Source organism: Pseudofrankia asymbiotica (assembly GCF_001983105.1).
Classification (GTDB): domain Bacteria; phylum Actinomycetota; class Actinomycetes; order Frankiales; family Frankiaceae; genus Pseudofrankia; species Pseudofrankia asymbiotica.
On record NZ_MOMC01000034.1, the window covers coordinates 124,964 to 142,728 of the forward strand.

The following is a 17,765-nucleotide window of genomic DNA, read 5'->3' on the forward strand; positions in this document are numbered from 1 at the left end:
CGCAGGGAATGAGCCTTCTCCCTCCAGCCGGACCGGACCGAAGAGACGCGGCGGGTGGGCGCGGTGATGGAAAGGGCTCAGTGAGCGCTCGCCGTTCCGGCGCTGGCACGGCGCTGGGGCCGCGAGCGGCCAGCGTGGCGGCCGCCAGGCGGCTGCGACGTCCCTCGGCCCGGCGGGCCGAGGGACTGTTCCTCGCCGAAGGTTTTCAGGCCGTCGAGGCGGCTCTGACCGCCGGTCGGCTCGTCGAGCTGTTCGTCGGCGAGTCCGCCGGCGCCCGCCACGGTGAGCTCGTCGCCGGTGCCGCCGCCGAGGGACTGCCGGTTCGGCTCGTGACCGACGCGGCCGCGGCGGCCCTGTCCGAGACGGTGACCCCACGGGGCCTCGTCGGTGTCGCCACGCTGCCCGGCACCCGCCTCACGGACATCGCGGACCCGTCGGGCGCCGAGGCCGCCGCACCGGCCGGCGACGGCGGGGGACGACCTGGCGGGGGAGCCCGCCCCGCCCTGGTAGCGGTCTGCGTCGCCGCGAACGACCCGGGCAACGCCGGGACGGTGATCCGCACCGCGGACGCCGCCGGCGCGGACGCCGTCGTCTTCGCGGGCGACGGCGTGGACCCGTTCGGTGGCAAGTGCGTACGCGCCAGCGCCGGGAGCCTCTTCCACCTGCCGGTGGTCGTCGAGCCGGACCTCGCCGCGGCCCTGGGCTGGCTGCGCGGCACCGGCTTCCGCGTGGTCGCGACCTCCGGTCATGGCGTCCGCGACCTGTACGACGCCGCCGACGCCGGGGAGCTCGACGGGCCGACCGGATGGCTGTTCGGCAACGAGGCGCACGGTCTGCCACCCGAAGTCCTGACCGCCGCGGACGCGGTGCTTCGGGTACCGGTGTACGGTCAGGCCGAGTCGCTGAATCTTGCGGTCGCGACGGCCCTGTGTCTTTACGCGTCCGCGCGGGCGCGGAGAATGGCCAGATCCGGTACTCACGGCACCGGGGGAGGTGGACGACGGTGACCCATACAGTCACGTCGGCGCCCACCCGTGTGGGCGGGCAGGCCACGGGCGAGACCAACGGCGACGTCGCAGGTCAGGCCGGCACGGCGGCTCCGTCGGCCGCCACCGACGAGGGGCCCGCCATCGCGGTGACCCCCGCGCTCGCGGTGGCCTACGACGGCCTGCCCGACGCGGTGGTGGTCACCGACGCGGCCGGCGTGGTCGTGGTGTTCAACGCCGTTGCCGCGGGCCTGACGAACATCGACCAGCGCGCCGCCGCCGGGCGCCACGTCACCGAAGTGCTACCGCTGGTCGACGAGCGCGGTAACGACTGGTGGGAGGCGTCTGATCCTGGCCGTCGGCTGCCGCGGGTGACCGGTCAGCCGGAGCGGCGGCTCACCTTCGCCGGCCCCGCGCAGGACCACGACTTCAACGTGACGGTCCGCTACACCCGGGATGCCGGGCGGCTCGTCCGGATCGCCCTCTGCCTACGCGACACCGCGAGCAGGGAGCGGATAGAGCGCAACCGCTCCGACCTGGTCGCCACCGTCGCCCATGAGCTGCGTTCCCCGCTGACCAGCGTCAAGGGGTTCACCGCGACGCTGYTGGCCAAGTGGGAACGGTTCACCGACGAGCAGAAGAAGCTCATGCTCAACACGGTCAACACCGACGCCGACCGGGTGACCCGGCTGCTGACCGAACTGCTCGACGTCTCCCGGATCGACGCYGGACGCATCCAGCTGCGCAAGCAGATCGCCGACCCGAAGGCCATCCTGCGCCGGGTCCTCGCCGGCAAGATCGCCTCGGGTACCGCCGGGGCCGACCGGTTCATCGTCCATGAGGACGGCGAGCTGCCGGAGATGTGGATCGACCCGGACAAGATCGAGCAGGTGCTGCACAACCTCGTCGACAATGCTCTGCGCCACGGGGCGGGTACCGTGACAGTCGTCGTGTGCGGTACGGAGACGGGAGCCGAGGTGAGCGTCGCCGACGAGGGTGAGGGCGTGCCGGAGTCCAACGCCTCCCGGGTCTTCACCAAGTTCTGGCGGGGAGCGAGCCGGGGCAACGGCACCGGTCTGGGCCTCTACATCGCCAAGGCGCTGATCGAGGCGCACGGCGGCACGATCACTGTCGGCCGCGCGCCCAGCGGCGGCGCCGAGTTCCGATTTACGCTGCCCGCCGGGGCGCCCGTCTTCACCTGATCGCCCGCGGCGGGCAAATCCTGTTCGCTGCCCTTCGGGCAGCTTCCCCCTCGCCCGCGATGTGGCCTCGGGGGGCGACCCCGGACCCCCGATGTCGAGCTTCGCTCGACCACAGGGGGTCTAGGTTGGCATCTGGTGCCTTCGGGCCGCTGACAGCCGGGCAGCTCAGGCAAAACGGCCGGCGCTGGAAGATCTGCTCGCTCTGGAGGATCCGCCGGATCCGACCGTGGGACGGCCCCGGCTGGAACCGGCGTGCGGGACAAGGATGATTCGCTTGCCAGCGAGTCGACGCATCCGATCAAGAGGCTGATACCGGAATCTATGAGATGACCGAGACGATGACCGATCCGCAGCCCGCCGCCGCGGGCGGGCCGCTCGACCCCGCGAGCCTGGAGGCGGCCGTGGCAGAGGCACTCGCCGCGCTCGCCGCCGCCGCCGATCTCACGGACCTCGCCGCCGTGCGCGCCGCGCACGTCGACGGCCGCTCGGCCGCGCTGGTCCTCGCCCGCCAGAAGCTCGGCTCGCTGCCCCGCGAGGACCGCGCCGACGCCGGCCGCCGGCTCAACGACGCGCTCGGAGCGGTCCGCGACGCGCACGCCACCCGCCTCGCCGAGCTCACCGCCGAGCGCGACGCGCGCGTGCTGGTCGAGGAGCGGGTCGACGTGACCATGCCGACGCGCCGGCGCCACGCCGGCGCTCGCCACCCGCTCGCCGTGCTCTCCGAGCGCCTCGTCGACACCTTCGTGGCGATGGGCTACGAGGTAGCCGAGGGCCCCGAGGTCGAGCACGACTGGTTCAACTTCGAGGCGCTCAACTTCTATCCGGACCATCCGGCCCGCAGCGAGCACGACACGCTGTTCGTCGAGCCGGCGGGGACCGGGCGGGTGCTGCGCACGCACACGTCGCCGGTGCAGGTCCGCGCCCTGCTGTCGCGCCCGCTGCCGGTCTACGTCGTCGCCCCCGGGCGGACCTACCGCAACGACACCGTCGACGCGACCCACTCGCCGGTGTTCGGCCAGCTGGAGTGCCTCGCGGTCGACGAGGGCATCACGATGGCCGACCTGCGCGGCACGCTCGAGGTGTTCGCGGCCGAGCTGTTCGGCACGGGCCTGACCACCCGGCTGCGCCCGTCGTACTTCCCGTTCACCGAGCCGAGCGCGGAGCTCGACGTTCAGTGCTTCAACTGCCGGGGCGAGTCGGCCCGGCAGCCCTGCCGGGTCTGCTCCGACGAGGGCTGGATCGAGGCGGGTGGCTGCGGGATGGTCGATCCGAACGTGCTGCGCGCGGCCGGGATCGACGCGACCCGTTACAGCGGCTTCGCGTTCGGCATGGGCCTGGAGCGGGCCGCGATGATGCGCCACGGCGTCCGGGAGATCCGGGACTTCGTCGACGGCGACGTCCGGTTCAGCCTCCCGTTCGGAATCGAGGGCTGAGGCCATGCTGATCCTGATGTCCTGGCTGCGTGAGCAGGTGCCCGGCCTGCCGCCGGCCCGCGCGGTCGCCGACGCGCTGATCCGCGCCGGTTTCGAGGTGGAGGGCGTCGAGGCCGTCGGCCAGGGCCTCACCGGCGTCGTCGTCGGCGAGGTGCTGGCGATCGAGGAGGTCGCGGCCAAGAAGAAGAGCGTCCGCTGGTGCCAGGTCCGCGTCGCCGCGCCGGCCGCGGCCGATCCGGCAGTGTCCGATCAGGACGCGGGCGTGCGCGGCGTCATCTGCGGCGCGTTCAACTTCGCGGTCGGCGACCGGATCGCGGTCGCGCTGCCCGGGGCGGTGCTGCCAGGCGGGTTCGAGATCACCGCCCGCAAGACGTACGGCCACGTCTCCGACGGCATGATCTGCTCGGCCAGCGAGCTCGGCATCGGCGAGGACCACGACGGGATCATGGTCCTCCCGCCGGGCGCCCCGCTGGGCGCGCATGTCGCCGAGCTGCTCGACCTCGCCGACGACGTGCTCGACATCGCCATCACCCCCGACCGGGGCTACGCCCTGTCGATCCGCGGCATCGCCAGGGAGGCGGCCACCGCCTTCGGCCTGTCCTACGCCGACGCCGACGGCTCCGTCGACTCCACCGATGCCGGTGGTGCCGCCCGCGCCGGCGCCGGCGGAGTGGCCGACGCGGGGGCCGGCTACCCGGTGACGGTCGAGGACACCACGGCCTGCGATCGTTATGTCGCCAGGGTGATCACGGGAGTGGACCCGGCCGCCGCCACCCCGCTGCGCTGGGCGCGGCGGCTCTCGCTGTCGGGCATGCGGCCGATCTCCGCCGCCGTCGACGTGACAAACGTGATCATGCTCGGCCTCGGTCAGCCGTTGCACGCCTTCGACCGGGCCAAGCTCTCCGGCGCGATCGTGGTGCGCCGGGCCCGTGCCGGCGAGCGGTTGCTGACTCTCGACGGCGTCGACCGGACGCTCGACCCCGAGGACCTGGTCATCGCGGACGACTCCGGCCCGATCGCGCTCGCCGGTGTCATGGGCGGCGCGAGCACCGAGATCTCGGCGTCGACGACCGACATCGTGCTGGAGGCGGCGCACTTCGACCCGATCGTGGTCGCCCGTGGCGCGCGGCGTCACCGGCTGTTCTCCGAGGCGTCGCGGCGCTTCGAACGCGGCGTCGACCCGGCGCTTCCGCCGGCCGCCGCGCAGGCGGCGATCCGGCTGTTCACCGAGCTCGCCGGCGGGCGGGCCGAGCCTGGCCTCACCGACGTCGACCACCGGCGCGCGCCCTCGGCGATCCGCTTCCCGCTGTCCGAGCCGACCCGCCTCGGTGGCCGGCTCTACTCGGACGAGAGCGTGCGCGGCCGTCTCACCGACGTCGGCTGCCTCCTCGAGGACGACGGCGCCGACGAGGGCGCCGTGCTGGTCACCCCGCCGTCCTGGCGGCCCGACCTCACCCGTCCGGCCGACCTCGTCGAGGAGGTCATGAGGCTCGAGGGCTACGACACGATCCCGGTGACCCTGCCCAGGCTCCCGGCCGGGCGCGGGCTCACCCCGTCGCAGCGCCACGTCAGGGCGGTCGCCCGGGCGCTGGCCTACGAGGGCCTCACCGAGGTCATGACGCTGCCGTTCGTCGGCGCCGGGACCGCCGACCTGCTCGGCCTTCCGGACAACGACCGGCGGCGGGCGGCCGTGCGGATCGCCAACCCGATCGCCGAGGACGCGGCCTACCTGCGCACCACCCTGCTGCCGGGCCTGTTCGACGCGGCGGCGCGCAACATCGGCCGCGGCGACCCGGACATCGCGCTGTTCGAGATCGGCCAGGTGTTCCGCGAGCCGCGCGAGCCGGCGCGGCCGGTTCCGACGCCGTCGGTGCTCACGCGGCCGTCCCAGGACGAGGTCGCCGCGCTGGACGCGGCGCTGCCCGAGCAGCCGCGCCGGGTCGCCGGCGTCCTCGCCGGTCTGCGCGAGCCCGCCACGGTCCTGCCCGGGCACGCCGTGGCCGGTTCGGCGGGCGGCGGCGCGCTGGCCAAGGGCCGGCCGGCCGACTGGGCCGACGCCGTCGAGGCGGCGCACGCCGCCGCCCGCGCGGTCGGCGTCGAGCTGACCGCCACCGCCGACGAGCACGCGCCCTGGCACCCGGGCCGGTGCGCCGCGCTGTGGGTCGACGGCGAGCTGGTGGGGCACGCCGGCGAGCTGCACCCGCGGGTGATCGGCGCCGCGGGCCTGCCCCCGCGGACGGTGGCCTTCGAGCTGGGCCTCGAGGAGCTGTTCGCCGCGGCGCTGCGGCGCGGCCCGGTCGAGGCGCCGGTCGTGTCCCCGTACCCGCCCGCCGACCGCGACGTCGCTCTCGTCGTCGAGGCGGCCATCCCGGTGACGGAGGTGACCGCCGCGCTGCGGGAAGGGGCCGGGGAGCTGCTGGAGTCGCTGACGCTGTTCGACGTCTTCGAGGGTGCCCAGATCGGCGCCGGCCGGCGTTCGCTCGCGTTCGGCCTGCGGCTTCGGGCCATCGATCGCACGCTGACGGCGGAGGAGGCCAACGGCATCCGCGACGCCGCCGTCGCCGAGGCCACCCGCCGCACCGGCGCGGCGCTGCGCGCCTAGCCGGAGGACCCGGCCGGCCGTCGAGGCAGGTGACATCGGGCCTGGCAGGCCCGTTGGAGCCCCGATCTCACCTGCCGGGACGTTCTGGGCGACCGCCAGGTCCGGCTGTGGGCCGGCGAAGGATCAGGGTGCCGAGGGCGGGGGCGCGCAGCGCGATGAGCGTGCCCCCGCCCTCGGCGTCCCCGCCGGCGGGCCGGTCGATGATGACGGAGAGCCGGCGCCCCGCGGCGCGGCCGTAGAGCAGCGCGGCGCGGGTCTCGGTGGACAGGATCGCGGGGTGCGCCCGGGCGAACTCCAGGCCGTCGTGGAACGAGCCGGCGGGCGGCCGGCCAGCGGCCCAGGCGTCGAACAACTCGGCGAATCCGGCCTCGGCGGCGAGCGCCGGCCACCGTCTGGCGACGCCGGCCCGGCGCTTGCCGAGCAGGGACCGCCGGGTCGCGTCGAGGCCGCCGTGGTCGAAGCCGGCGGGGGGCGGGCCGCCGGCGACGAGCGCGGCGAGCAGGTCGGTCTGCCGCGCCGCGAGCCGAGCCCGGGCCTCGTCGACAGGCGGCGCGGGCGCGGGGCCGGCGGCCGCGCCGGCACGTGACGACGGCTGTGGACCGCCGGCCGATCCGGGTTCGGCTGGCCGGCGCGCCGGCTCAGCTGCCGCCACAGCCGCCTCCGCCGCACCCGCCTCCGCCGCCGCAGCTGTGGCCCCCGCCGCAGCTGTGGCCGCCGTGGCCACCGCCGTCGTGGCCGCCGCCGTCGTCACCGCCGCCGCCGTAGTCGCCGCCGCCCCACCGGCGGCGAGGTGAGCGCCGGCCGTACACGGTGGCCCGCAGCAGCCGCACGGCCGCCACGCCGCCGACCAGTACGGCGATGACGATCAGGAACTCGATCATGCCGATCATGACGCCCGCCTTTCGGAGTGGGTCGCCGTGGCCACGACGCGGTCGCATTCCGCGTGGAACTCGGCTACCGGTGGATAGTGGCCATCGCGTTCGAGCAGGTAGGCGGCCTGTCCCGGCGGGAGCCGCCGGACCGCCTCGGCCAGCAGCGCCAGCTGTTCCGGGCCGACCGGATGCAGATGGGTGTCGTGGTAGCGGCCGTCGCGGATGACGCCGCCGGCGACGTGCAGGTAGGCGACCCGACTCCACGGCAGCCGGTCGAAGGTGGCGGCCGGGTCGAGACCGTGGTTGATCGTGTCGCCGTGGAGGTTGGCGACGTCGACGAGTAGCAGCGCGTCGGTCCGTTCGACCAGCTCGGCGAGGAAGTCGGCGGGCGTGAGCTCGTCGTCCGGCCAGCGCAGCAGCGCGCCCGGGTTCTCCAGCGCCAGCGGCACCGGCAGCTCGGCGCACGCGACCCGGACGTTGGCGACCAGCACCTCCAGCGCGTCGCGCGTGTAGGGGATGGGCAGCAGATGTCCGGCCTCGTGGCCGTCCGCTCGCACGAACGCGATGTGCTCGCTGACCAGGGGTGCGCCGACCGCCTCGGCGACGGCGGCGAGCCGGCGCAGCCGGGATGGGTCCGGCGGCTCGCCGCCGCCGAGCGACAGCCCGATGCCATGGGCCACCACCGGCAGGCCCAGGTCCGTCGGCGTCGAGGCCGTCCGCGGTTGCCGGCCGTGACGGTCGAGCGGGACGTTCTCCGCGATCACCTCGACGAACCCGAGATCAGCGCGCTCCGCGAGGGCCGCGGCCAGCTCCGGCCGCCACCCCACTCCGAATCCGGCCAGTGCAGCCATGACGTGATCGTTGCAGAGACCAACCGCCGGCTGCCCCGTCCTGTCCGCCACCCGACCGCCTGTCCGGCGGCCGCCGCGCGCGAGGAACCGCGAAAAAGGCTGGATGTTCATACGGGTGCGTGCATAGAATTGCGGTCATGGGCATGACAGCGGCGATCATCGGCGGGAGCGGGTACGGCGGCGGCGAGCTTCTGCGCCTGCTGCTCGGGCACCCGGAGATCGAGATCGGAGCGGTCTCGGCGCACAGCAACGCCGGCCAGGACATCGCCGAGCTCCATCCTCACCTGCCGGACCTGGCGGGCCGGGACTTCGTCGACACGGAGACGGCTGTCGCGGCCGGCGCGGACCTCGTCTTCCTCGCGCTGCCGCACGGCCAGTCGGCGGCCGTCGCCGCGACCATCCCGGAACACGTCAAGGTCGTCGACCTGGGCGCCGACTTCCGCCTCGCCGACCCGGCGGCCTGGGCCGGGGCCTACGGCGGCACGCACGCCGGCACCTGGACCTACGGACTGCCGGAGATCCCCGGGGCCCGCGCCGAGATCGCCGCGTCGCGGCGCGTCGCGGCCCCCGGCTGCTACCCCACGGCGGTCGCGCTCGCGTACGCCCCGCTGCTCGCCGCCGGCGTCATCGACCCGTCCGACCTGGTCACCGTCGCGGCCAGCGGTACCTCCGGCGCCGGCCGATCCGCCAAGGTGAACCTGCTCGGGTCCGAGGTGATGGGTGATGTCACCGCCTACAAGGTCGGCCGCCACCAGCACCGCCCGGAGATCGTCCAGACGCTGACCAGGGTGGTCGCCGCCGCGCCAGGGCAGGACACCGCGGTCCGCCTGTCGTTCACCACCACGCTCKCCCCGATGCCGCGCGGCATCCTCGCGACCTGCACCGCCCGCCCGTCCGAGCGGGCGACCTCCTCGGAGCTGCCCGTCGCCCTCGGGTTCGACGAGGACCTCGTGACCGGGATCCTGCGCGCGTTCTACGCCGACGAGCCGTTCGTGAAGGTGCTCCCGGCGGGCCGCTGGCCGCGTACCTCGGCGACGCTCGGCAGCAACACCGTCCACCTGCAGGCGACGGTCGACGAGGAGGCCGGCCGGGTGGTCGTCGTCTCGGCGATCGACAACCTCACCAAGGGCGCCGCCGGCCAGGCGATCCAGTGCGCCAACCTGATGCTCGGCCTGCCGGAGGCCATGGGCCTGCCCGTCACCGGCCTCGCCCCCTGACATCCCGGCCGTCGCGGCCGTCCCACCGCGCGCGAGGCGTCGCCTTTGTCGCGCCCGCAGCGATCATGCTCCCAAGAAATGAGGAACGCCCGTGAGCGTCACCGCCCCGAAGGGCTTCCGGGCCGCGGGTGCCGCGGCTGGCCTGAAGCCGTCCGGGCGTCCGGATGTCGCGCTCGTCGTCAATGACGGGCCGGCGGACGCCGCGGCCGGCGTGTTCACCACCAACCGGGTGCAGGCCGCGCCCGTCCACTGGACCCGCCAGGCGCTGGCCGACGGGCGGCTGCGCGCGGTCGTGCTCAACTCGGGCGGCGCCAACGCCTGCACCGGTCCGGACGGCTTCGCCGACACCCACCAGACCGCCGAGCACGTCGCGAAGGCGCTCGGGATCGGCGCGGGCGACGTCGCGGTCTGCTCGACCGGCCTGATCGGCGTCCGGCTGCCGATGGACCTGCTTCTCAACGGCGTGACGAGGGCCGTTCCCCAGCTGTCCGCCGAGGGCGGCCTGGCCGCCGCCGAGGCGATCCGGACGACCGACACCGTCGCCAAGCAGGCGGTCAGGACGTCTGCGGACGGGTCCGTGACGGTGGGCGGCATGRGCAAGGGAGCCGCGATGCTCGCCCCGTCGCTCGCGACGATGCTCGTCGTCGTCACCACCGACGCGGTCGCCGAGGCGGCGACGCTCGACCGCGCGGTGCGGGAGGCCACCCGGCTGACGTTCCAGCGGATCGACTCCGACGGCTGCCTGTCCACCAACGACACCGTGCTGCTGCTCGCCTCCGGCGCGTCCGGCGTGACGCTGCCCGAGGAGGAGCTCACCGCCCTCGTCACCGACGTCTGCATGGACCTCGGCAGGCAGATGATCGGCGACGCCGAGGGCGCCACGAAGGACATCGCGATCACTGTGACCGGCGCGGCGACCGAGGACGACGCGCTGGAGGTCGGCCGGGCCATCGCCCGCAACAACCTGCTCAAGTGCGCCCTCTACGGCAAGGACGCCAACTGGGGACGGGTGCTCGCCGCGATCGGCACCACCAGCGCCGCCTTCGAGCCCGACGAGCTCGACGTCGCGATGAACGGCGTCTGGGTCTGCCGGGCCGGCGCGCCCGGCGAGTCGCGCGACCTCGTCGACCTCTCCGGCCGGGAGATCGCCATCACCGCTGACCTGCGCGCGGGCGGCGCCGAGGCGACGATCTGGACCAATGACCTGACTGACGGCTACGTCTACGAGAACTCCGCCTATTCGACCTGACGGTTCGCAAGCGCTCAAGACAGTTCCTGGAAGAAGGGGTCATGACGGTCGTGAACGATGTCGACGGCGCGGCGGGGCGGACGGGCGGGCCGTCGGGAGCACGTGGGCACGCGGCCCTGCCGAAGACCCGGGTGCTCGTCGAGGCGCTGCCCTGGCTCGCCCGGTTCCACGGCGCCACCGTCGTCATCAAGTACGGCGGCAACGCGATGACGACGCCGGCGCTGCGCGAGGCGTTCGCCGAGGACGTCGTGTTCCTGCGCCTCGCCGGGATCCGGGTCGCCGTCGTGCACGGCGGCGGCCCGCAGATCACCGCGCACCTCAACCGGCTCGGGGTGGAGTCCACGTTCACCGGCGGGCTGCGGGTCACCACCCCGGAGACGATGGAGATCGTCCGGATGGTGCTCGTCGGCCAGGTGAACCGGGACGTCGTCGGCCTGGTCAACAACCACGGCCCGTTCGCCGTGGGGCTGTCCGGCGAGGACGCGAACATGTTCACCGCCAGGCGCCGCGGCGCGATCGTCGACGGCGAGGAGGTCGACATCGGCCTGGTCGGCGACGTCGTCGAGGTCGCGCCCGAGACGGTGAACGCGCTGCTCGACTCGGGCAAGGTCCCGGTGGTGGCGACCGTCGCCCGAGGCGAGGACGGCGGCGTCTACAACGTCAACGCCGACACCGCGGCGGCCTCGCTCGCCGTCGCCCTCGGTGCCGCGAAGCTCGTCGTGCTCACCGACGTCGAGGGCCTCTACGCCGACTGGCCGAACTCYGACGAGGTGATCAGCGAGCTGGCCGCCACCGAGCTGGAGGCGATGATGCCGAGCCTGACCGCCGGGATGATCCCGAAGATGGAGGCGTGCCTGCGGGCCGTCCAGGGCGGCGTGCCGCAGGCGCACGTGCTCGACGGCCGGGTACCGCACGCGGTGCTCCTGGAGATCTTCACCGACGAGGGCGTCGGCACCCTGATCACCCCCGACGCCAAGCACTCCGACGACGCTCCGGCGGCCCCCGCCGCGACCGTGACCAGCCCGATTGGAGGCCTCGCATGAGCCAGACCACCACGGCCCCCGTCGCCGACCTGTTCGACCGGCGCGACAAGGTCGTCATGGGCACCTACGGCCGGCCGGCCGTGACGCTCACCCGCGGCGAGGGCACCCGGGTCTGGGACGCCGACGGCAACGAGTACGTCGACCTGCTCGCCGGGATCGCCGTGTCCGTGCTCGGCCACGGCCACCCGGCCATCGGGGCCGCCGTCGCCGCCCAGGTCTCGCGGCTCTGCCACACGTCGAACCTGTACGTCAACGAGCCGCAGGTGCTGCTCGCCGAGCGGCTGGTCGCCCTGCTGGGGACGGACGCGCGGATCTTCTTCGGGAACTCCGGCGCCGAGGCCAACGAGTGCGCCATCAAGATCAGCCGGAAGACCGGCCGGAAGGAGATCATCGCCACCGACGGGTCGTTCCACGGCCGGACGATGGGGGCGCTGTCGATCACCGGCCAGCCTGGCAAGCGGACGCCGTTCGAGCCGCTGTTGCCGGGCGCGCGCTTCGTCCCGTATGGCGACGTCGCCGCGCTGAAGGAGGCGATCAGCGAGCGCACCGCCGCGGTGTTCCTGGAGCCGACGCTCGGCGAGGCGGGCGTGATCCCGCCGCCGCCCGACTACCTCGCCGCCGCCCGGGCACTGTGCGACGAGACCGGGGCGCTGCTCGTCCTCGACGAGATCCAGAGCGGCATCGGCCGGACCGGCGCCTGGTTCGCCCACCAGCACGAGGGCGTCCTACCCGACGTCGTCACCCTGGCCAAGGGGCTGGCCGGCGGGCTGCCCATCGGGGCCTGCATCGGCATCGGCGCCGCCGGCAGCCTGCTCGGCCCCGGCGAGCACGGCAGCACCTTCGGCGGCGGCCCCGTCGTCTGCGCCGCGGCGCTGGCCGTCCTCGACACGATCGAGTCCGAGGGGCTGCTCGCGTCAGCCACCCGGGTCGGCGCGCGGCTGGCGGCCGGCATCCAGGCCGCGGCGGACGCCGGCGTGCCCGGCATCGCCGGCGTGCAGGGCACGGGACTGTGGCTGGGGATCGAGCTGTCGACGACCACCCCCGGCGCGTTCGAAGCGGCGGCCCGCACCGCCGGCTTCCTCGTCAACGGGATCGCGCCCGACCGGGTTCGGCTCGCCCCGCCGCTCGTGCTCACCGAGGCGGACGCCGACGCCTTCCTCGCGGCCCTGCCCGGCATCGCCGCGGCGGCGCGGCAGGCCGCCTGATGGCCGCCGCCGTCAGGATTCGCACCCGGTCCCGCCGGGACCCGGACCGTAAGGTCGGCCCATGACGATCCGCCACTTCCTCCTGGACAGCGACCTGACGCCCGCCGAACAGGCGTCGGTGCTGGACTCCGCCGACCGGCTGAAGGCGACGCGGCGCTCCCCGGCAGCCGGCCGCCCGCTGGCCGGCGCGTCGGTCGCGCTGATCTTCGAGAAGCCGTCGGCCCGCACCAGGGTGTCGTTCGAGGTCGGCGTCGCCGAGCTCGGTGGCCACCCGGTCGTCCTCGACGCCAACACGGTCCAGCTGGGCCAGCGCGAGTCCATCGAGGACGTGGCGCGGGTGCTGTCCCGCTACGTCGACGCGATCGTCATCCGCACCTTCGGCCAGGAGCGGGTCGACCGGATGGCCGCCGTCTCCTCCGTGCCGGTCGTCAACGCGCTGTCCGACTTCGCCCATCCCTGCCAGGCGCTCGCCGACCTGCAGACGATCCGCGGCGTGTTCGGTTCGCTGGCCGGCGTGCGGCTCACCTACGTCGGTGACGGCAACAACGTCGCGCACTCGCTGCTGCTGGCCGGGGCGACGGCTGGGATGCGGGTCCGGATCGCCGCCCCGCCGGGCATGGAGCCGGACGCGGACGTCGTTCGTCAGGCCACCGAGATCGGTGGGAGCACCGGTGGCGCGGTGGAGGTCCTGAACGACCCGCACGCGGCGGCCGATGGCGCCGACGTGCTCTACGCCGACGTCTGGACCTCCATGGGCCAGGAGGCCGACGCCGCCGGCCGCGTCGACACGTTCCGGCCGTACCAGATCAACGAGGCGCTCGTCGCCGCGGCCGGGCCGTCCGCGATCGTGATGCACTGCCTGCCGGCGCACCGCGGCGAGGAGATCACCGCCGCCGTGATCGACGGCCCCCGGTCGGTGGTCTTCGACCAGGCCGAGAACCGCCTGCACGCCCAGAAGGCACTGCTCGGCTTCCTGCTCGCGGGCCCCGGCGGCGCCGGCGGTCCCGACGTCGCCGCACCCCCGACGACCGTCGCCGGGGCGGCCGTCTGAACATCCGGACCCTCAGAGCCGGGGCCCGGCATCAGGTCAAGGTCCGGCGTCGTCGTGGCGGGTCCCCGCGACGGACTTCATCGTGACGACTACAGGGGTGCTATGACATCGGGCACGAGGCCGGCGGCGCCGCTGACCAAACGCGCCCGGCAGGCCCGGCTGGCGGCGCTGGTCGCGGCGCACCCGGTGCGCTCCCAGACCGAGCTCGCCCGGCTGCTCGCGGCCGAGGGCGTCCGGGTGACCCAGGCGACGCTGTCACGCGACCTGGAGGAGCTGGGCGCGACCAAGGTCCGCGGCCAGGACGGCACGCTCGTCTACACGGTCGACCCGGGGCTCGCGCCGGCGGAGACGGTCCGGCTGCCGCTGTCCCGGCTGTGCGAGGACCTGCTGGTCTCGGCGGAGGCCAACGGCGACCTCGTCGTGCTGCGCACCCCGCCGGGCGCCGCGCAGCTGTTCGCGTCGGCGCTGGACCGGGCCGCACTGCCGGAGGTCATGGGCACCATCGCCGGCGACGACACGGTTCTCGTCGTCTGCCGGGCTCTCACGTCGCCAGCCGGTGGCGAGGACGAGCCGGCCGCGGCCCTCGGCGGGCTCGAGCCGGTGGTGCCCTCGCCCGCGATGGTGGCCGCGCGCGCGGTGGTGGCCGTGCCGACCGGGCCTCGGCTGGCCGCCCGCCTGCTCGGGCTCGCCGAGGGCCGCGGCCGGCTCGGCGGGGACGACGAGGACGATCCGCCGGCGCCTTGAGACACGAGCGCCTTGAGACACAGACGAGGTCGCGACGCAGGCAGTCGCGTGACATAGGGAGCAACTGACGTGAAGACGACCGGCGGCAGCCCCGGCGAGACGGCGCGGGAGGCCGGCCAGGCTGGCCAGGCCGGCGAGACCGGGGGAGCGCCGCTACGGCTGTGGGGCGGACGGTTCGCCGGCGGGCCGGCCGAGGCGCTCGCGCAGCTCTCGGTGAGCGTGCATTTCGACTGGCGGCTCGCCCCGTATGACCTGCTCGCGTCGAAGGCGCACGCCCGGGTGCTGCACCGCGCCGGACTGCTCGACGACGCCGAGCTCGCCGCGATGCTCGGCGCGCTCGACGAGGTGGCCGCGGATGTCGCCGCCGGGCGGTTCCTGCCCACCATCGAGGACGAGGACGTCCACACCGCGCTCGAGCGCGCCCTGATCGAGCGCCTCGGCACTCTCGGCGGCAAGCTGCGCGCCGGCCGCAGCCGCAACGACCAGGTCGCGACCGACCTGCGCCTCTACCTGCGCGCGGCCGCCCGCCAGGTCGCCGCGGCCGTGACCGGCCTGTCCGAGGCCCTCGTCGACGTCGCCGAGGCGCACGTCGACACGCCCGCGCCCGGGATGACCCACCTGCAGCACGCCCAGCCGATCTCGTTCGGCCATCAGCTGCTCGCCCATGTGCACGCGTTCGCCCGTGACGTGGACCGGCTGCGTGACTGGGACCGGCGGGCGGCTGTCTGCGCGCTCGGCGCCGGCGCCCTGGCCGGTTCGTCGCTGCCGCTGGACCCCGAGGGCGTCGCCGCCGAGCTCGGTTTCGACCGGGCCTTCGCCAACTCGATCGACGCCGTCTCCGACCGCGACTTCGCCGCCGAGTTCCTCTTCGCCGCGGCGATGATCGGCGTGCACCTGTCCCGCCTCGGCGAGGAGCTGGTGCTGTGGACCACCCGGGAGTTCGCCTGGGTGGAGCTGGACGACGCCTTCGCCACCGGCAGCTCGATCATGCCGCAGAAGAAGAACCCCGACGTCGGTGAGCTGGCCAGGGGCAAGTCCGGCCGGCTCATCGGCCACCTCGCCGGCCTGCTGGCGACCCTGAAGGGCCTGCCGCTCGCGTACGACCGTGACCTGCAGGAGGACAAGGAGCCGGTGTTCGACGCCGTCGACACCCTGCTCGTCGTGCTGCCGGCCGTGACGGGAACGGTGGCGACCATGAAGGTGCGCGCCGAGCGGCTCGCGGCCGCGGCGCCGGACGGGTTCTCACTGGCCACCGACGTCGCCGAGTACCTCGTCCGACGCGGGGTGCCGTTCCGGTCGGCGCACGAGGCGGTGGGCGCGCTGGTCGCCTGGTGCGTGATGGAGGGGGTCGACCTGCACGAGGTGTCCGACGAGCGGATGGCCGAGATCAGCCCCGAGCTGACGCCCGACGTGCGCGCTGTGCTGTCGGTCGCGGGCGCCCTCGACGCCAGGTCGGCGCCCGGGGGGACCGCGCCGGCGCGGGTGCGCGACCAGGTCGCGGCTCTGCGCGGCGCGCTCGCCGCCGACCGGGCGTGGGGCGTCGGCTGACCGGCCGGGGCGCCGGGCCGCGCCCTGAGGGTGTCTCTCAGGCGGCGCCAGAGACCGCCGGGGCGCTACCGGGCCCGCCGGCGCGGCCCGGTACGGCGCCGGGGCCGCCGGCGCCGGCGCCGGCGGCCCGGGCAGGGCACACAGGGCAGACGGGGCGGACCGAACCGCCGGCCGGCGAGCCGGCGCCGGGGACATCCGCTGGACGGGCGCTGCCCGAGGAGTTCTATGCCCGGCCGGTGCTGACCGTGGCGCGGGACCTGCTCGGCGCGACGGTCCGACACGGGCCGGTCCGCGTGCGGCTCACCGAGGTCGAGGCGTACGGCGGGACGGACGATCCGGCCTCGCATGCCGCGCGCGGCCCGACGCCGCGGTCCGAGGTGATGTTCGGACCGCCTGGCCGGGCATATGTGTACTTCATCTACGGGATGCACTGGTGCCTGAACCTCGTCTGCGGGCCGCCCGGCCGGGCGGCCGCGGTGCTGGTGCGTGCCGGCGAGGTCGTGGACGGGCTGGACGTGGCGCGCGCGCGTGCGCCACGGCTGGCCGATCGGGACCTCGCCCGCGGTCCCGGCCGGCTGGCGCGTGCGYTGGGCGTCGACGGATCTCTGACCGGCTCGCTGGTGACGGGCCGCGGGCCGATCATCGTCGAGGGTGGGCCGGGCCCAGGCCCAGGCGCCGGTGACGGTGACGGCGGCGGTGACGGCGGCGGTGACGGTGACGGCGGCGGTATGAGGGGTGACGTCGCCGTCGGCGGTGTGCTGACCGGACCGCGCGTCGGCGTGCGGGCGGCCCACGACCTGCCGTGGCGGCTGTGGCTGGCCGGGGACCCGACGGTGAGCACCGGGCCTCGGCGCCCCCCGGGCGCGTTACCGCCAGGTGGCCCGAAGCCGCCGAGCGGCCGGAGAGGGAACGGCGGTCCGAAGGTGGACAGCGGTCCGAAGGCGACCGAAGCCTAGGCAATCGGCGAAAGCGCCATCACCGCAGCGGGATGCGGACCAGGCCCGGCCAACCAGACTCCCATACCAGCCAACATCGTCCAGTCGGGTCGTCGCTGCTGTGACGCAGCTCACATCAATTTTGGTCGTCTGCGTTTGACGCTTGCCGCCGCACGACCGTAATGTTCTCCTCACGGCGCTACGACAGGCGGAACGCCGAGCCCCACATGTGAGGCTCGCGAAGATCCGACATCTAGCGCTGGGAGCGCCCTTACGGGCGCCGGACGTGGCGGCCGCCGGGCAATCGGAGCAGGCTGACACGATCCATCTGGTCTTCTGATCAGCGAGTCAAAGCGCCGGCTTTCGCACCTTTGGTGCGAATCCGGTTCATGCGTCCGCTCCTTGAGAACTCAACAGCGTGCCATAGAAGTCAGTGCCATATTTTTACCCCGTTCCGCGGGTGGCGCTGCTGGCCTGGTCTGATGCCTGGTTGGTGGTGTTGTCTGTGGGGGTTTGTAAGGTTCCTTTGGCATTTGATGGACGATCTACGGATCTGTGTCCATATTTTGTCGGGGTTTCTCCCATCGAGGGAGTTCAAAGCATCGATGGAGAGTTTGATCCTGGCTCAGGACGAACGCTGGCGGCGTGCTTAACACATGCAAGTCGAGCGGACCTTCGGGTCAGCGGCGAACGGGTGAGTAACACGTGGGCAACCTGCCCCAGGCTCTGGAATAACTCCGGGAAACCGGGGCTAATGCCGGATATTCACAGTACCGGGCATCTGGTGGTGTGGAAAGATTTATTGGCTTGGGATGGGCCCGCGGCCT

At 74.1% G+C, this 17,765-nt stretch carries 15 protein-coding genes and 1 rRNA gene; 13 read left to right on the forward strand and 3 right to left on the reverse strand.

What is annotated here, in order from left to right; all coding sequences use genetic code 11:
- The first annotated feature begins 80 nt into the window (after positions 1–80).
- The 4 genes from BL253_RS17800 (at position 81) to pheT (ending at position 6,223) form a co-directional block, all read left to right on the forward strand.
- Positions 81–1,007: a TrmH family RNA methyltransferase gene (locus BL253_RS17800; protein WP_076818237.1), complete on the forward strand. Its 927-nt coding sequence runs from the start codon at positions 81–83 to the stop codon at positions 1,005–1,007.
- On the forward strand, positions 1,004–2,188 hold the full coding sequence (locus BL253_RS17805; protein WP_081438416.1) for a sensor histidine kinase: 1,185 nt from the start codon (positions 1,004–1,006) through the stop codon (positions 2,186–2,188). Before BL253_RS17800 ends, BL253_RS17805 begins: the two co-directional genes overlap by 4 nt.
- Before the next feature lie 338 nt (positions 2,189–2,526).
- Positions 2,527–3,621, forward strand: a complete 1,095-nt coding sequence (gene pheS / locus BL253_RS17810; RefSeq protein ID WP_076818268.1) for a phenylalanine--tRNA ligase subunit alpha — start codon at positions 2,527–2,529, stop codon at positions 3,619–3,621.
- A 16-nt stretch (positions 3,622–3,637) separates the two neighbouring features.
- Positions 3,638–6,223, forward strand: coding sequence for a phenylalanine--tRNA ligase subunit beta (gene pheT, locus BL253_RS17815; protein WP_420801681.1), 2,586 nt, complete (start codon positions 3,638–3,640; stop codon positions 6,221–6,223).
- Positions 6,224–6,290: 67 nt separating this feature from the next.
- Here pheT and BL253_RS17820 read toward each other — a convergent pair whose 3' ends face one another.
- Genes BL253_RS17820 through BL253_RS17830 form a run of 3 tightly spaced genes read right to left on the reverse strand, consistent with a single transcriptional unit; the run spans position 6,291 to position 7,946 of the window.
- Positions 6,291–6,875 carry an SCO6045 C-terminal-like domain-containing protein gene (locus BL253_RS17820; protein WP_198946294.1) on the reverse strand — a complete coding sequence of 195 codons (585 nt, stop codon included), beginning with the start codon at positions 6,873–6,875 and terminating at the stop codon, positions 6,291–6,293.
- Positions 6,862–7,113 carry a hypothetical protein gene (locus tag BL253_RS17825; RefSeq protein WP_198946295.1) on the reverse strand — a complete coding sequence of 84 codons (252 nt, stop codon included), beginning with the start codon at positions 7,111–7,113 and terminating at the stop codon, positions 6,862–6,864. Before BL253_RS17825 ends, BL253_RS17820 begins: the two co-directional genes overlap by 14 nt.
- On the reverse strand, positions 7,110–7,946 hold the full coding sequence (locus tag BL253_RS17830; protein ID WP_076818239.1) for an MbnB/TglH/ChrH family RiPP precursor modification enzyme: 837 nt from the start codon (positions 7,944–7,946) through the stop codon (positions 7,110–7,112). Before BL253_RS17830 ends, BL253_RS17825 begins: the two co-directional genes overlap by 4 nt.
- Positions 7,947–8,083: 137 nt before the next feature.
- On the opposite strand from BL253_RS17830, the gene argC reads away from it, so the two are divergent.
- The 9 genes from argC to BL253_RS17875 all read left to right on the forward strand — a co-directional run.
- Positions 8,084–9,163: an N-acetyl-gamma-glutamyl-phosphate reductase gene (gene argC, locus BL253_RS17835; RefSeq protein ID WP_076818240.1), complete on the forward strand. Its 1,080-nt coding sequence runs from the start codon at positions 8,084–8,086 to the stop codon at positions 9,161–9,163.
- A 91-nt stretch (positions 9,164–9,254) separates the two neighbouring features.
- Complete coding sequence (argJ, locus tag BL253_RS17840) at positions 9,255–10,412, forward strand: bifunctional glutamate N-acetyltransferase/amino-acid acetyltransferase ArgJ (RefSeq protein WP_076818241.1); 1,158 nt, start codon at positions 9,255–9,257, stop codon at positions 10,410–10,412.
- Positions 10,413–10,453: 41 nt separating this feature from the next.
- Entirely contained in the window at positions 10,454–11,455 is a 1,002-nt protein-coding gene (gene argB / locus BL253_RS17845; protein WP_076818242.1) for an acetylglutamate kinase, read from the forward strand.
- Positions 11,452–12,660 (forward strand): acetylornithine transaminase, encoded by a 1,209-nt coding sequence (locus BL253_RS17850; protein WP_076818243.1) that lies wholly within the window; start codon positions 11,452–11,454, stop codon positions 12,658–12,660. Before argB ends, BL253_RS17850 begins: the two co-directional genes overlap by 4 nt.
- A 61-nt stretch (positions 12,661–12,721) precedes the next feature.
- A complete protein-coding gene (gene argF, locus BL253_RS17855; protein WP_076818244.1) occupies positions 12,722–13,711 on the forward strand; it encodes an ornithine carbamoyltransferase in 990 nt (329 codons plus the stop codon).
- 102 nt (positions 13,712–13,813) lie between these two features.
- On the forward strand, positions 13,814–14,455 hold the full coding sequence (argR, locus tag BL253_RS17860) for an arginine repressor (RefSeq protein ID WP_076818245.1): 642 nt from the start codon (positions 13,814–13,816) through the stop codon (positions 14,453–14,455).
- Between the two features lie 69 nt (positions 14,456–14,524).
- Positions 14,525–16,003, forward strand: coding sequence for an argininosuccinate lyase (gene argH, locus BL253_RS17865; RefSeq protein ID WP_076818246.1), 1,479 nt, complete (start codon positions 14,525–14,527; stop codon positions 16,001–16,003).
- A 236-nt stretch (positions 16,004–16,239) separates the two neighbouring features.
- Complete coding sequence (locus BL253_RS17870) at positions 16,240–16,959, forward strand: DNA-3-methyladenine glycosylase (RefSeq protein WP_241834888.1); 720 nt, start codon at positions 16,240–16,242, stop codon at positions 16,957–16,959.
- A 581-nt stretch (positions 16,960–17,540) separates the two neighbouring features.
- A 16S ribosomal RNA gene (locus BL253_RS17875) occupies positions 17,541–17,765 on the forward strand; the annotation flags it as partial.

What these genes read in the sequence shown, in the direction of transcription:
- argF (WP_076818244.1), top strand. Translation starts at nt 12,722, where the DNA reads ATGACGATCCGCCACTTCCTCCTGGACAGCGACCTGACGCCCGCCGAA.
- pheS (WP_076818268.1), top strand. Translation starts at nt 2,527, where the DNA reads ATGACCGATCCGCAGCCCGCCGCCGCGGGCGGGCCGCTCGACCCCGCG.
- BL253_RS17825 (WP_198946295.1), bottom strand. Translation starts at nt 7,113, where the DNA reads ATGATCGGCATGATCGAGTTCCTGATCGTCATCGCCGTACTGGTCGGC.
- BL253_RS17830 (WP_076818239.1), bottom strand. Translation starts at nt 7,946, where the DNA reads ATGGCTGCACTGGCCGGATTCGGAGTGGGGTGGCGGCCGGAGCTGGCC.
- BL253_RS17850 (WP_076818243.1), top strand. Translation starts at nt 11,452, where the DNA reads ATGAGCCAGACCACCACGGCCCCCGTCGCCGACCTGTTCGACCGGCGC.
- argR (WP_076818245.1), top strand. Translation starts at nt 13,814, where the DNA reads ATGACATCGGGCACGAGGCCGGCGGCGCCGCTGACCAAACGCGCCCGG.
- pheT (WP_420801681.1), top strand. Translation starts at nt 3,638, where the DNA reads ATGTCCTGGCTGCGTGAGCAGGTGCCCGGCCTGCCGCCGGCCCGCGCG.